General features: G+C 30.4%; 12 protein-coding genes. 3 read left to right on the forward strand and 9 right to left on the reverse strand.

All coding sequences use genetic code 11. The features are described from left to right. Positions 1-14 precede the first annotated feature (14 nt). The gene (locus tag QX51_RS06535; protein ID WP_039679092.1) at positions 15-1121 is read right to left on the reverse strand and encodes a M20/M25/M40 family metallo-hydrolase; all 1107 of its coding nucleotides are present in this window, start codon (positions 1119-1121) and stop codon (positions 15-17) included. A 71-nt stretch (positions 1122-1192) separates the two neighbouring features. Beyond that, positions 1193-2758 carry an AbgT family transporter gene (locus QX51_RS06540; RefSeq protein ID WP_039679093.1) on the reverse strand — a complete coding sequence of 522 codons (1566 nt, stop codon included), beginning with the start codon at positions 2756-2758 and terminating at the stop codon, positions 1193-1195. Positions 2759-3111: 353 nt separating this feature from the next. On the opposite strand from QX51_RS06540, the gene QX51_RS06545 reads away from it, so the two are divergent. Beyond that, a complete protein-coding gene (locus tag QX51_RS06545; RefSeq protein WP_039679094.1) occupies positions 3112-3879 on the forward strand; it encodes an LCP family glycopolymer transferase in 768 nt (255 codons plus the stop codon). Between the two features lie 68 nt (positions 3880-3947). On the opposite strand, the gene brnQ is transcribed toward QX51_RS06545, so the two are convergent. The 5 genes from brnQ to QX51_RS06570 form a co-directional block, all read right to left on the reverse strand. Further along, on the reverse strand, positions 3948-5261 hold the full coding sequence (gene brnQ, locus QX51_RS06550) for a branched-chain amino acid transport system II carrier protein (protein WP_039679095.1): 1314 nt from the start codon (positions 5259-5261) through the stop codon (positions 3948-3950). Positions 5262-5488: 227 nt separating this feature from the next. Next, positions 5489-6847 carry a protein kinase domain-containing protein gene (locus tag QX51_RS06555; protein ID WP_039679096.1) on the reverse strand — a complete coding sequence of 453 codons (1359 nt, stop codon included), beginning with the start codon at positions 6845-6847 and terminating at the stop codon, positions 5489-5491. A 481-nt stretch (positions 6848-7328) separates the two neighbouring features. After that, positions 7329-8708 (reverse strand): alanine/glycine:cation symporter family protein, encoded by a 1380-nt coding sequence (locus tag QX51_RS06560; protein WP_039679097.1) that lies wholly within the window; start codon positions 8706-8708, stop codon positions 7329-7331. 27 nt (positions 8709-8735) lie between these two features. Continuing rightward, a complete protein-coding gene (locus QX51_RS06565; RefSeq protein WP_039679098.1) occupies positions 8736-9722 on the reverse strand; it encodes a PHP domain-containing protein in 987 nt (328 codons plus the stop codon). Between the two features lie 136 nt (positions 9723-9858). After that, positions 9859-11148, reverse strand: a complete 1290-nt coding sequence (locus QX51_RS06570; protein WP_039679099.1) for an MFS transporter — start codon at positions 11146-11148, stop codon at positions 9859-9861. A gap of 282 nt (positions 11149-11430) precedes the next feature. Between QX51_RS06570 and QX51_RS06575 the strand changes: the two genes are divergently transcribed. Both QX51_RS06575 and QX51_RS06580 read left to right on the forward strand, forming a co-directional pair. Further along, positions 11431-12237 (forward strand): DeoR/GlpR family DNA-binding transcription regulator, encoded by an 807-nt coding sequence (locus QX51_RS06575; RefSeq protein WP_052232918.1) that lies wholly within the window; start codon positions 11431-11433, stop codon positions 12235-12237. A gap of 209 nt (positions 12238-12446) precedes the next feature. After that, positions 12447-13454: an LCP family protein gene (locus QX51_RS06580; RefSeq protein WP_039679100.1), complete on the forward strand. Its 1008-nt coding sequence runs from the start codon at positions 12447-12449 to the stop codon at positions 13452-13454. 65 nt (positions 13455-13519) lie between these two features. Here the strand turns inward: QX51_RS06580 and QX51_RS06585 are convergent, their stop codons facing one another. Beyond that, positions 13520-13984, reverse strand: a complete 465-nt coding sequence (locus QX51_RS06585; protein ID WP_039679101.1) for a S24/S26 family peptidase — start codon at positions 13982-13984, stop codon at positions 13520-13522. A gap of 23 nt (positions 13985-14007) precedes the next feature. Further along, complete coding sequence (locus QX51_RS06590; protein WP_039679102.1) at positions 14008-15237, reverse strand: nucleotidyltransferase domain-containing protein; 1230 nt, start codon at positions 15235-15237, stop codon at positions 14008-14010. Positions 15238-15263: the final 26 nt, after the last annotated feature.

The raw sequence follows: 15263 nt of genomic DNA on the forward strand, positions 1-15263 counted from the left end.
TGGCAATATAAACCCTATAAAGCCATCATATGATATACCATTTGTGCAGCTTGGTACATTTCATCTGTATTAACATATTCATTAACTGTATGAACTTCATACATTCCAACACTTAATATTGCACATCTATATCCTAAATTAGCTATAATGTTGGCATCACTTCCTCCACCTATTATCATAGGATTTGGCTCTATACCAACTTTTCTTATTGCTTCTTCACTTAATTTAAATACATAGCTATCCTTGCTTAACTCAAAACTTGGATATGCATTTTCATTTATAAACTCACAAGTTGCATTGAATTTTTCTGCTGCATCCACACAACATTTTTTCATATGTTCTATTTCTTCTGCTAATCTTTCTGGTACATGAGATCTTATTTCCGCAGTGAAAGTAACTTCATCTGTAACTATATTTGTAGCTCCTCCACCTTCTATTCTACCTATGTTTGAAGTAGTAAGTTCGTCAAGTCTACCTATATGCATATTGCTTATAGCATGAGAAGCAACTACTATTGCATTTATACCCTTTTCAGGCTCTATACCTGCATGGGCTTTTTTTCCATGGAAAGTAACTTTTATAGTTTCTTGAGCTGGTGCTTTGTAAGCTATTACACCTGTTGCTCCACCTGCATCTAAAATTACCACATCTTTGCATGGTAGATTTTCTGATTTAAAGTTTTTCGCTCCATTTAATCCTGATTCTTCACAAGCTGTGAATAATAAGTATATATCCCTGTGAGGAACTTTATCTTCTAACACACACTCAAGTGCCTCTAATATAGCTGCTATTCCTGCTTTATCATCTGCTCCTAAAGTAGTAGTTCCATCAGTTTTTATTAAATTTCCATCTATTACAGGCTTTACTCCTAAGCATGGCATAACTTGGTCCATGTGAGCAGCAAAACATATAGGATTTTCGCTATCTTGTCCTTTTATATGAGCTATTACATTTCCTGTATTTCCGCCAAATCCTTCTCCTGCATCGTCTATTTTAGCTTCTATTCCTCTTTCATTAAGGTAGTTTACAAGGAATTTAGCCATTTCTAGCTCTTTACAAGAAGGACTATCTACTTTAACCATTTCTATAAAATTGTTAATTAATCTATCTTTATTTAACATAATCTTCTCTCCTAATCTATTTAAAACAAGGGCATGTGAAAAAACACAGCCCTTTTTAAAATTTATTCAAATTACATTGCATATGTAGGTAATGCTCCTGGTCCAAGTGGTAATCCAAACATCATGAATATTGCTAATAATACTGACCAAACTACTAAGAAACTTAGAGAGAACGGTATCATATTTGACATTATTGTACCCATACCTGCATTTTTGTCGTACTTTCTTGCAAAGGCTAATACAACTGGGAAGTATGCAAATAATGGAGATATTGGGTTAGTTATACCATCACCTATTCTGAATGCCATTTGAGTTAATGCAGGAGAGTATCCTAACATCATAAACATTGGTACAAATATCGGTGCCATTATAGCCCATTTTGCTGATGCACTACCTATGAATAAGTTAATTATACAACATAGTATTATAAATCCTATTATTAGTGGTACTCCACTTATATTTGCATTTTGTAAGAATTCAGCTCCTTTTACTGATAAAACTATACCTAGATTACTAAGTTCAAATAATTTTAAGAATTGAGATGCTGCAAAAGCAAGTATTATGTAACTTCCCATGTCAGCCATAGATTTACCCATTAAAGAAACTATATCTTTATCATTTTTTATAAGTCCAGTAACTTTACCATAAACTATACCTGGTATGAAGAATAATAATGCCATTATTGGAACCATACCCTTCATAAATGGTGCGTTATTTGATAATAAATCTCCTGTTTCAGGGTCTGCTAAGAATGAATTAGTTCCACCTATTGATAATGCTACTAAAACTGCTACACATGCTAATAATGCAAATCCTGCTAATTTTAAACCTTTTCTTTGTTCTTTTGTTAAATCTGAATTTACATCTAGGTTAGCTTCACCTTTGTACTCCCCAAATCTTGGTGCTATAAACTTTTCAGTTATTATTGTACCTAGTATTGCTAATATGAATGTTGAAGCTATCATAAAGTATAAGTTCATTGTTGCATTTCCAGTGTAATTTGGATCCATCATTTGAGCTGCTGGTATAGTGAAACTTGCCACTAATACGTCAACAACACTTATTATAACGTTTGCTGAGAATCCTAAAGTAACTGCTGCATATCCTGCGAAAAGTCCTATAAGTGGATGTCTACCAACCCCTAAGAATGCTATTGCAGCAAGTGGTGGTAATAATATAGTTCCTGCATCTGATGCAAGGTTAGCAAGCATACCTAGTATCATTACTACTAAAGTAACTGATTTTCCAGATATTTTACTAGCACATGCTTTTATAGCAGCTTCCATAAGTCCAACTTTGTCACACATACCTGCACCTATCATAACTACTAAAACTAATCCAAGTGGTGCAAATCCTTGGAAGTTAGATACTACACTAGCTAAAAGTAATTGTAATTGTTCTTTGCTAAGTAAGTTTACTACTGCTATTGTTTCTCCTGTTCCTGGGTGAACAACTGATAATCCATTTCCAGTATTAGCAATTATACTTGAAGCTATTAAAACTACTATACTGAATCCTAAGAATATTGTAACTGGATCAGGTAGTTTATTTCCCATAACTTCAATTTTGTTTAGAAATCTGTTAAAAAAACTATCTTTTTCTTCTTTTACTTGTGGTGATTTTAAATTTGCTTCCATAATCAAACTCCTTCATAATTCTTTTTTGTCATGTCCATAACTTGTCCTTAAATATAAAATAACCGTTTTCCTTTTTGAAGTCAATACATTTTTATACATTTTTCTACATTTTTTTAATTTATATATAAAATTTTAATATTTAGAAGTGTTTTTGCTATTAACTTAATTTTTCGTGTTAGTTATTGATAAAAATAGAGATAATTCTTTAAGCTAAAACTATATATAAATTTTGTCTGAGCGACATGAAATTTTAGGCAAGGATTTTGAGCAAATAAATATCTAAAAAGTGTTATATAATTTGAGATTTTTTCCCATAATCCTATTACAACTATTTGTAAGAGGAGGAAATTACCTTGTCAAAACTTTTAAAAAAAATAAAATTTATCATTATATCAACGAGTTTAATTTTTGTAATAATAGGAGTTGTAGCTTATGCAGATTTATTTTCACAGAAAAAATCTAATAGCTTACCTTCTTCCACAGAGGTAAAAGAGGATATTGCTAATAATAACTCAAATATAAGTTCATCTAAAGATGAAGTTTCAAAAGATACTACAAACATCCTACTTCTAGATGATAAATCTGACTCTATGGTAGTTGCTTCAGTAGATACTACCAATAAAAATATTCAATTAACACCAGTTACAAACACAGGCTACTTTGACAGAAGTAATATGGAAGATTTGCTAAATAATATTGAAAAGAATATAAATATGAATTTAGATAAGTTTTTGCAAGTGGATACATCAGAATTAATGGATGTGGTTTCAGTTTTAGGTGATATTAATGTTAATATAAAATCAGAAGATATGAAGCTTATTAATAACCTAATCCCCAAATTTTATGCAGAGTTCCAAGATAGTTCCAAAGGTGAAATGAAATTGATAACTTCACCTGGTGAACAAAATATAAACGAATATCAAGCAATGGCTTATGTTAGTGCTGTTTCCAAAGATAGTAATAAACAAAAGGAGGCTATTCTTTCTTTAGTTAAAAATATAAAGGATTTAGGTTTTAGCAAATATTTTGAGATTTATAATAAGATAAAACCTTATGTGGAAACTAATTTAACTATCCCTGATATGTTAAAAATTGCTTCTACTGATTATGAGTTTAAATAAAAATTTATCTAAATAGCCTGAGAATATAATCCTATTCTTAGGCTATTAAATTTATTGTATAGTATTTATTACTGTGCACTATCTAGAAGATCACACTCTGGCTCATTCTTCTGAGGTATAAAATTACCTAATAAAGCTCCGATTATAGCTGGAACAATCCAGTTAAATCCTAAGTCATAGAATGGTAATTTTTCTATTAACGAAATATTAATTCCCATTCCATCTACAACAGTAAGTATGCTCACTAATAATGCCATATATGTTGCCCCTTTGAATGAATTATCATTCTTAATTTTATGTCCGAATAAAGTCATTATTATTAGAACTATAGTAGCAGGATAAATAATTGATAATATTGGTTCTGCAAATGATATTATAGTACTTACTCCAAAATTAGATACAAATGCGCTAAATACACAAACAGCTATTACTACAGCTTCATACTTTATCATTCCTTTAGAAATTTTAGTAAAGTATTGAGCTGTTGCAGAAGTAAGACCTATGGCTGTTGTCAAACATGCTAGTCCTACAATTATTGCAAGTATTACTTTTCCTGGTTGACCTAGTAACTGCTCTGTTATACTAACTATTAGTGATGTTTGATTTATCTCACTTGGACTAAAACCTTTGAATTGATGTGCCACAGATGAGCCTAAATATGTAAGACCTCCATAAACTATGAATAATGCTACACCTGCCACAATTCCTGCTTTTAATGTTAATTTTACTTTTTCAGATTCATCATTATATCCTTTTTGAGAAAGTGATATTATAACAACTGCAGATAATGCTATGGCTCCAAGAGGATCCATTGTTTGATATCCTTGAGATATACCTTCTGCAAAAACTTGATTTATAACTGCTGGTTCATTTAAATTTCCAAGTGGATGTATTACACCCATTATTATTAAAAATATTAAAGCAATTAATAAAGCTGGAGTTAAATATTGTCCTATAATATCTACAACTTTGGATGGTTTTATTGTAAGTATTAATGTCAATCCAAAAAATAATATGGAGAATATAACAGGATTAAAACCCGCAAAAATTGGTTCCATCCCCATTTCAAATGTTGTTGCTCCTGTTCTAGGTATTGCTAAAAGTGGACCAAGGCAAATCATTATTGCTGTCGCTAATACGAATGATAACGTTTTACCACTTCTAATTAAGACTTTGTTGATATCACCTTGGCACTTAGCTGATGCTAATATGGCTAGTAATGCTAATCCAACATCTGCCAAAACAAAACCTGTAAAACCTACTAACCAGTCACTTCCTGATACTACTCCTAAATAGGGAGGAAATATTAAGTTTCCTGCTCCAAAGAACATAGCAAATAATGCAAATCCTACTACTAAGATATCCTTATTCTGACCTTTCATGTTAGTACCCCCTTAAACATTGAAAAATTTTATGTTTAAGTTGGATTATATATCATTAGAATTTAAATAGTATATAAATGTACTGTTTTTTAACATATTTTTATCATTCGGGGAAAAATTTAACCTAATTTTTACAGAAACGATATAATATTTAATTTATATTAGCTACTTTATAGTCAAAATAAAGTAAGAGTATCATTAGCATAATACCCTTACTTTATTTTTATCTATTCAGTTTCTGATTCTAGTCCTATATCACTGTCTCCTGAATCTGGTGTTGGCTCTGGATTAGGATCTGGCAATGGCTCTGGTGTTGGAGTTTCTTCCCCTGAACCGTCTCCTGGATTGTTTGTATCACCACCTGGATTATCTGTATCATCTTCTCCTGGGTATTGTCCTCCACTATTGTTTCCAGTATTACCAGAATTATTTCCGTTATTATTGTTGTTATTATTATTACTATTCCCATTGTTTGGATAGTAATCATTCGATGTATCATTGTTATTGGAATTATCATCAGTATTATTATAAACTGGTTCACTATAATTATCCTTGTCATTTGAGGCTGGTTTAACTTCTGTAGCTTCTTCATCTACTGGTTCTTCATCTTCTAGTATTTCCTCTTCTAGCTTAGTAACAACAGGTTGTACAGGTGGTTTAGCACTTGCAGTTTCCTCTTTCTTTTTATTATTAAATAAACTTCCACCATTAATAGTTGTTGCCAATATTAAGAATACTAAAAGACAAACTCCTAACCTTATTATTAGTTGTAATGGTGTAGTTTTATAAGAATTTTTCTTAATTTCTACTTCGTATTCTTCATCATCTTCTTCAATTAGAACTTCCTCTTGCGTATCAACAGCAGCACCTTCCTTAATATACTCTAAGTAAGCATCGGCATCTGCTACAAATTTATTTAAATCTTCATATATACTAAATTTTTTATTAGTGCATTTATCAATTATATATAATAAGTCCTCGTCATAAATTTCATTTTTACATTTTCCTGGTTTAAAATTAGTATTTTTAGTTAGTAATTCAAATAAAATAACTCCTAAAGAATAAATATCTTCTTCTTCATTGAACTCTTCTTCTAAAGGTTCATTTAAAATTTTTTCCTCTAAGTAAGCTAGAGTATCTATTTTTACAGTACCATTTTCATCAATATATATATTGTCACAACTTAACTTTCCATAAACAATACTTTTGAAATGAAACTCTTTTAGCCCTTCTGCAACCTGTTTAAGTATTTTAATAGCTTCTACTCCACTAAGCTTTCCAGCTTGTAATTTTTCTTTTAAACTTATGCCAGGGAAATTTTCACATTCTATATAAGGATACGAGTTTTCTTCCCCTACGATGCTTCCCACAGTATTTATGCAAATTAAATTAGGATTTTCCATATCTTTTAGGATTCTTACTTCTTTTCGTAGATCATCTATATATTCTTTATTATTGCTATTATTAACTATAACTTTTAAAGTAATTATATCCTGTGTTATAGAATTTACAGCTCTATAAGTATCTGCCCATTGACCTCTTTTTATAATCTGCCTCTCACCATATTTTTCATTAAAATTATTCATTTCTTCCCCCTTTTCATAATTATTTCACAATACCCCATATAATAAATTATGTCTAAATTTACAATATTTGTAAATATAAAAAGGCGTATCAAGTAATTTTTCTAAAAAAATATCAATATATGTTTAATAATTCATATATTGATATTTTATTTTATAATTTATTCAATTTTATTTTCTTGCTTTATATTATTATACAATATCATTTTTCATTATATTTTTTATAAGTTAAAATCCATCCATTATTTTGCAAATCCTCTAATTCTAAATCTAATTTTCTTAGCTGACAACAACACATTTGTAAATATTACTGATAATATAGCAGCTGCAAAAATAGACATTTTAGCTATTATAAGAAAAATTAGTGTTGCTCCAATTAGAGCTAAGCCTGGTATACACCTCTGATGTCACTATTTTCTTTATATTTTGTATCATAATAAACATCCATATTTTTCAAAAAAGTAAACCTCAATCTAATTGAGGTCTACTGATTTACTGCTTTTTTAGTTTTTATAAAATCTTGTTGAAAATACTCTTTTGTAGCTTGCCTTACTTTTGGTAATAAAACTAGTAGAGCTAGAAGATTTGGTAATATTAATAATCCAAGAGCACAGTCTTGTATTGTCCATACCATTTCTATACTAACTAAAGCTCCTATTATAGTAAACATAGGGAACACATACTTAAAGTTTAGAGCAATCTTTTCTCCAAATACATAATTTAGTCCTACATAACCAAAATACCACTGGCTAATAAGTGATGTAAATGAGAAAGATATTAAACTTACAGATACTACATATTTTAATAATGGATGTATTGTTCCAAAAGCATTAATAACTAATACAGATGGATGTGCTCCACTATCTAACACTCCTGTACATCCTAAGATTAATCCTGTTATTGTACATATTACTATTGTATCTATAAAAACTTCAGTTACTCCAAATATAGCTTGTTCTACAGGATGAGAAACGTTGGCCGTTGAATGTATTACAGGTGCCGATCCTTCACCAGCTTCATTTGAATATAGCCCTCTAGCTACACCAAATCTCATAGCTTCTTTAATTGTATGACCTGCTATACCTCCCACCCCTGCTTCAAATGTAAATGCACTTTTAAATATTTCTGCAAACACACCTGGAACCTTATCTATATTTAATATTATTAAAAATAAACCAAATAAAATATAAAATATGGCCATTACTGGGACAACTTTTTGAGTTACACTTGCTAATCTTTTAAATCCTCCAGATACTATAATAAATATTATTGTACATAATATTACTGCAGTAATTATAGTTGAAACTTCAAAAGTATTTTTCATTACTCCTGAAATAGCATTAGATTGTATAAAATTACCACCTATTATTTGAACTGTCATAAGTATGGCTGTTATACTACCTAATACAGGTAGTTTTAAACCTTTTGAGATGTAGTACATAGGGCCACCTACATACTCTCCTTTATTATTTTTTTCTCTATAAATAATACCAAGGATTATTTCTCCATATTTAGTTGCCATACCTAAAAATGCAGCTACCCACATCCAAAAAATTGCTCCTATTCCTCCTGAAACAAGAGCTGTAGAAACACCAATAATATTTCCACTACCTACACAACTTGCAAGTGCTGCACACATTGCTTGAAATGAAGATACATTTCCTTTAGAATTAGATTCTCCACCTTTTGATTTTTCTCTTATAGGATTAAATAATGTTTGCTTAATAATATATGGGAATTTTCTAAACTGAATAAACCCTGTTGCAAATGAATATAAAACCCCTACTGCTAGTAGAGTATATAGTAGCCAATCCCCCCATAAAAAACTAGCAAGTTGTTTCAAAAAAACTCCCAAATTTTCCATACTTACCTCTCTTAACTGCTATAATTTTTAAATTTCAAAGTCATCCATAAATATTGGATTACTCCAAGCCTTTTTACCGTATTTATCTACACATTCTATTCTTATATAAGTTTCGTTACCTCTTAGTTTGAATTCGGCTCTTGTAAGGCTGTCTTCTTTTGGTTCTCCCCAATAAGAAAAACCTCCATTTATTGCATTTCCTGACATAAAGTGTACATGATTTACTGGAGAGCACTCTACATATGCAACACCGTCTTTTATTCCAAAATCATATATTTCTGGTCCTGAAGAAGAATAATAATTTCCTTCTATTAATGCATTTACTATATTATCATGATCTAGAGACTCTGCATTTACCATTATCCATCCACCAAATGAATCTGGTAAGAAATCTTCGTTATGGTTGTCATCAGATGCAAAGGCAAATACTCTATTTCCTTGTCTTAACATAGTATCCCAGTGAGTAGTATCATAACCAGTATTACTTTCTAGAACTGTTCCATGGTTATATATTTCAAGAGCAAAAATTCCTTTAGTATTTATAAAATCTTCTTGATCTACTCTTGACCATAATGGATGATTATAAGTTGATATGCATCCTTTTTTAGCCATTAAATCTGCTATGTCTTGTGCAGTTTTTGCACCTTCAAAAGGTGGGTGATCTAACGTTTCCATATGTTTAAACAAGTTATCTTTTGCTTTTTCTTGCATCTCACTTGTTCCAAGTATTCCATGTAAATGATGAATTTTCTTTCTTTCGTAATTTTCATCATATAAAACGCTTGAACATTCTATTCCTGGTAATAATATAAATCCTTCACTATTTAATTCATCTCTAAAATCTGTATATATATCATGTTCACTTAAACACATAAATGAATAACCGTTTTCTTTATATAGCTCAACTGCCTCTTTTGGTTCTAACTTTCCATCTGATACTGTTGTATGACTATGTAAATTACCTTTATACCAATTTTTATTTCCTTTAAATCCTTTAATATTTATGCCTGACATAATTTTTCTCCCTCTATGTATTTTTATTATAATATAAAGTATAATTTCTTGTATAATAAAATTTTTATAATAATCGAGCATAAACCTGTGAAAATTTTCACAGGTTATACCCTTACTAAATTTATACCAACTACTATTAAGCAGATTGTTGTTTCTTTTTAATTACATTTACTAAGTAAGAACTTATGAAGAACCCTACTACTGAGAATCCTATCATTGTTATGAATACCATTTTGTATCCTGCAAGTCCTGGAGCTTTATCTAACATACTTCCGTATAAAGTGTATGCAAATGTTGATGGGAAGTATCCTATTAAAGAACCTATTGACATTGCTGCACCACTTATTTCTATTGGAACTTTTATTTCATCCATTGGAGCGAAGAATACTGCTCTCATTGTGAATATTATAGCTCCAAATCCCAATGTTAATGTCATACCTACGTATATATTCATTTTTTCATGAGGTAACATTACTATTACAGTCATCGCAACTGCTGCAACAACGAATGCCGCTCTTATGTATTTAGAAGTAGATTTTGTAACCTTATCAGCTAAAAATCCACCAACTGGTCCACCAACCATTTTTAACCCATATTGGTTTATTATTCCGTATGCTCCAACTAAAGCTGCTGGCATTGCATATATATCACTTAAGAATGGTATGAAGTATGTAAGTCCACAGTAAACACAGTAAACTGAGAATATTGTGAAAGCAACTACCCATATTTCTTTCATTTTTATTGCTTGCATCATACCTTGGAATGCTGCAGCATTTTTACCTATTTTTTCACCTGAATCGTTTGTTTCTCTTATTTCATCATGTGGTACTAAGAAAAATGATATTATTCCAACTACTATAACTACACCTGAGAAGAATAATATACCACCTTTAAGACCTGTAGCACTTGATCCCATAGCTGTGAATATTGCTAAAGCTGAGAATGCTACTATTGTATCAACTACACCACGTCCTGCTTCTAAAAAACCAAATATTCTTCCTTGTTCTTCTTCTGTAGCTGTAAGTCTAACTGCTTTTAAAAGAACTGGCCAATAAACAACTTCACCAAATATTGCAAGTATAGCAAATGCTGCTAAGAATCCTGCATAAGGAGGGAATGTAGATAAATAAATACCTGTTAAACCAACCCCAACTAGTGAGAAAGATATCATATACTTCTTAGAGAATCTGTCTGATAAATAAATTGAAAATATTAGTCCTACTGTTTGTACTATTCCATATACTGATAATGCCATACCTATTTGAGTATGATTTAATCCCATATATTGTTGCATTGGTACGTAAAATGCATCTTTTAATGAACTAAGTTTGAATATAGTTCCTGCACCTAACACTAGTATTGCAAATGTAAACCATCTGTTAGCTGCGTACTTTCCTGTTTGTAAACCTTTTGCGCTTGTCTCCATTGTAAACCTCCATATCGATTTGTAAATCGTTTTCTTTGTTGAGTTTTTTATGTACTCGTCTTTCTATGTTTTTTATTATAATTGGATTTAATTGTCTTTTCAAGTCTTTTTTTGTGTTTTTCTGTGAAAAATTTGTTTTTTAGTGTTAATTATTGTTTTTTATTGGTTTTTAATTATTAATTTGCAATAATCCCTTATATATTTTATAATAAAAATTGAATTATACAATTAAACGCAATTTATTGGTGTTTATCTTTATAGTTTTTTAAATAGGAACATAGATTGGAGGCGGTAAATATTTTAGCAGAAGAAAGATATGCCATAATACTTGATAAATTGAAAAGTGAAGGCATCGTAAAAACAAACGAATTAAAAAAACTACTAAACGCTTCTTCAGAAACTATTAGAAAAGATCTTAAATATTTAGATGAAGTAGGTCAATTAGATAGAGTTCACGGTGGAGCCATACCTAAAGCAAACAAAGAATCAATTGTTAAACAAGATGATGATAACTACATATCATTTGATGTTAGACAATGCCAAAATTCAGAAATGAAACATTCAATTGCATTGGCTGCTGCAGAACTGATAAAAGAAGGGCAATCTGTAGGATTAGACTCTGGAACAACTTCTTATGAGTTGGCTAAGGTTTTAAAACAAAAATTTAATAACCTTACTATAGTTACTAACTCTTTAGTAAATGCCCATGAACTAGCTAATAAAAAAGGGTTTACTGTTATAGCAACAGGTGGTGTACTTACACCAGATGAAAACTCATTTATCTCTGATCTTGCCACTTTGATTTTGGATAAAATAAATCTAGATATAATGTTTTTAACAACTTGTGGTGTATCTTTGGATAATGGTATTACAGATCAAAGAATGGCTGAAGTTATGGTTCATAATAAAATGATGAACTGCGCAAAGAAGGTTGTTGTTTTATCTGACAGTACTAAGTTTGATGAGGTTTCTCTTTATAAGGTTTGTCCTCTGGATGAGGTGGATTGTATTGTTACGGATTCCCATATTGAGGAAGATTTGGTTGATAGGTTTAGGAAAGAAGGACATAATATTATAGTTTCAAATTAATATTTATTGATAAAACTATAATCATTTTATAAAAAATTTGCTTAAGATTAAAAAAGAGCTAACTTATATTAAAATAAATTCATTTTGATATATGGTTGGCTCTTTTTCTTATGTGGTGAAATATAAATAAAGAGTTTACTGTACTTGCCATATAATAAATCATGTTATAATAATGATAAAATTTACTCATAAAAAAAGGGAGGTTTATCTTGTCTCACAAAGAAAAAAATTTCAATTTAAAAAGAATAATTATAATACTAGTTTTGTTACTAGTAACTATACCAATCATTACTTTTTTTGCTATCCAATCTACAACAAAACAGAAAAAAGAAACTTCAACAGCTCAAAGCAATGCCAACAACGGGATTACAAATATTTTATTGCTAGGGACTGATGGTAGAGAAAATGAAGGTAGCTTTAGATCTGACTGCATGATTATTGCAACTCTAGATATGAAACATAATAGTATAAAACTAACTTCACTTGCTCGTGATACATATGTTGATATTCCAGGTGTCGGAAAAGGGAAGTTAAATGAAGCTTACTTTTGGGGCAAAGAAGAATTGCTTTTTAAAACTATAGAAAAGAATTTTGGAATTGAGTTGTATAAATATATTCAAGTGGATTTTGATAATTTAATGAATATTATATTTGAGTTGGATGGGGTCACAGTAAGTGTAGAAGAACATGAGCTAGATGCCGTAAATGCTCTAATTCCAGCATCTTATAAAAGTTGTACATATGAAAACAAAGGTGAAATGAAACTTCTAACTTCAACAGGTAGACAAAAACTAAATGGATACCAAGCCATTGCCTATACTAGAATTAGATATTCGGACAATGCGATAAATAGAGATGGTAGACAAAGAGAAGTATTGATGTCAGTTCTTAGGGATATAAAAAACGAATCACTTTCCAGTTCCCAAGATCTTCTTAATAAACTTTCTCCATATTACTCAACAAACATTACTTCTTCACAAGTTCTTGATATGGCTACCAATGCCTATTCTACTGGAGCTATTAAAAATATTAAACAAGGTCAATTCCCTATTATTGATGATGTACATGTTAAAGGTGGAACTTATAAAGATGCTGGCTGGGTTTGGTTATACGATTTGAACTCTGTGAGTGTGTTACATGATTTTATTTATGATGATATTGATATGAAGGATAATGAATATTTAAAAGATGATAGTAACATAAAGCTAAATTACTAGTTATATAAATTTCAGACTCAATCAGACTTAAGTGCTTTTTTATAAGTCAGGTAGATAACATTAATCTACCTGACTTTTTTTATAAGAGAATTTATATTAAATATAACATGCCTTATAGGCATACACATTTGCCATATTTTTATTATATTTTTATAAATTACGTTGTCACATGATATTTCTTTGTTATCCCTTATAATTTTGCAACAAACTCCTATAACTTGATTCTTTCTCACAATTTCGGTCCACTGCTGTGCGTCTCCATTTATAATAAAGGTATCTTGGTCTATGATTTTCATTACTCTATGTAATACATACTGACCACTTTGCCTTTGTATAAATATTATTTCACCTTTCTTTATTGGCCTATTATCAGTAGATGTTAAAATCACACTGTCACGAAAGTGCTTTAAAATTGGTGTCATGGAGTACCCTGTTACTCTTAGTTTACACTGACCACCATTATTTATTATTTCTTCCATTATAGGTACAATTTCTTTGCCATCTCTAGCATTAAATTCACTATTATTCATTCTCTCCACCTTATTTTATAGTCTCATATTAGTTTATATTCTTTTAATAAATCTATTCTTCGATTTCCCACAGCAATGGTCTCTTTTGCAGTTGTTCCCACACTAGACAAACTACCTCTTTCCTTTGTATAGGTAAAAATCCTACTCCCCCATGCCACCGGTAGCAATATAGGGTATTTTTCCAGGTATTTGTATCGCCCTTTTAGGTTATCTGATTTTGGGAATATTGCTGCCAAGTTTGATTTTATTTTTGATTTTGATTCTTTATTTATAGCATCTAGAGACATGTTTGCTGCATTTAGTCTTGATTGTGTGCTAGCTCCGTAAACTCCACCGTCCATTATGTCCTGGATAAGATTTTCTGTGTTTATATAGTATTTATCTTTATTCTGGTTATACATTATTTTACTTTCTTCCAATCCTAAATAATCTATACCTATCTGTAGAAAATTCATAAACAGAGTATCATAACCAAGGCTAGTTATCTCCTTCCAAATATAATCCCAGTTGATCTGATTGTCATATTTATTTATATACATGGTAATATCACAAACTTGCCTAATTCCAGTACCACATGAGACAAAATGCTTCATTGCGTGGCAAATCACATACAATAAATGCTCGTCCAATGAGAATGTGTTAATTTCCACATTATTTATGGTAACAGTATCTGAATCATCAAAAACAGTGGAAAAAATTCCATCCATTTTTTTGTAAATCTCTGAGTTGTCACCAAACAAAGTAGTGTGTAGTTCTAGATGAAGACCTGTTTTATGACAAAAATAATGATACACATCTTCATCTTCTTCCTGAGATAAAACTCTTTCTAGACCATTGCCTTGTAATATTTCTTCAGCTTTTTTTAAATCTGTTTTTTTGATTAATAAATCCTCGTCTCCAGATATTCTTTCATCTGGAATTGGGTATAGCTCTCTTAATATGATCCCTTTGAATACAAGAATTTTAAGTCCTGCTTTGTTGAATTCTTTGTATAGTTGTAAAAATCTATCACTTCTTTGAATTTGACTGTAGATGATTTGCATGGATGTGGTTTTGAAGTATTTTTGAAAGTTTTGTTCTGTTTTTTTGAATGATTCTGTTTTGTATGATGATTCGTATATTAGTGGTATTACTTTGTGTATGGATGCTAGTTTGAGTGTTTCCTGCCAGTTTGGTGATATTTGTGTTGGTAGTTTTTGGTTTTGTATGCTTGATTTTAATAGTTGTAAAAAATCTTTGTGTATTTTGTTCATATTTCTCCCTCTTGAAGGGGGTAACA

This window comes from Terrisporobacter othiniensis (genome assembly GCF_000808015.1).
In the GTDB taxonomy this organism is placed as follows: Bacteria; Bacillota; Clostridia; order Peptostreptococcales; family Peptostreptococcaceae; genus Terrisporobacter; species Terrisporobacter muris.

What these genes read in the sequence shown, in the direction of transcription:
- brnQ (WP_039679095.1), bottom strand. Translation starts at nt 5,261, where the DNA reads ATGAAAGGTCAGAATAAGGATATCTTAGTAGTAGGATTTGCATTATTT.
- QX51_RS06585 (WP_039679101.1), bottom strand. Translation starts at nt 13,984, where the DNA reads ATGAATAATAGTGAATTTAATGCTAGAGATGGCAAAGAAATTGTACCT.
- QX51_RS06555 (WP_039679096.1), bottom strand. Translation starts at nt 6,847, where the DNA reads ATGAATAATTTTAATGAAAAATATGGTGAGAGGCAGATTATAAAAAGA.
- QX51_RS06560 (WP_039679097.1), bottom strand. Translation starts at nt 8,708, where the DNA reads ATGGAAAATTTGGGAGTTTTTTTGAAACAACTTGCTAGTTTTTTATGG.
- QX51_RS06565 (WP_039679098.1), bottom strand. Translation starts at nt 9,722, where the DNA reads ATGTCAGGCATAAATATTAAAGGATTTAAAGGAAATAAAAATTGGTAT.
- QX51_RS06535 (WP_039679092.1), bottom strand. Translation starts at nt 1,121, where the DNA reads ATGTTAAATAAAGATAGATTAATTAACAATTTTATAGAAATGGTTAAA.
- QX51_RS06540 (WP_039679093.1), bottom strand. Translation starts at nt 2,758, where the DNA reads ATGGAAGCAAATTTAAAATCACCACAAGTAAAAGAAGAAAAAGATAGT.
- QX51_RS06590 (WP_039679102.1), bottom strand. Translation starts at nt 15,237, where the DNA reads ATGAACAAAATACACAAAGATTTTTTACAACTATTAAAATCAAGCATA.
- QX51_RS06570 (WP_039679099.1), bottom strand. Translation starts at nt 11,148, where the DNA reads ATGGAGACAAGCGCAAAAGGTTTACAAACAGGAAAGTACGCAGCTAAC.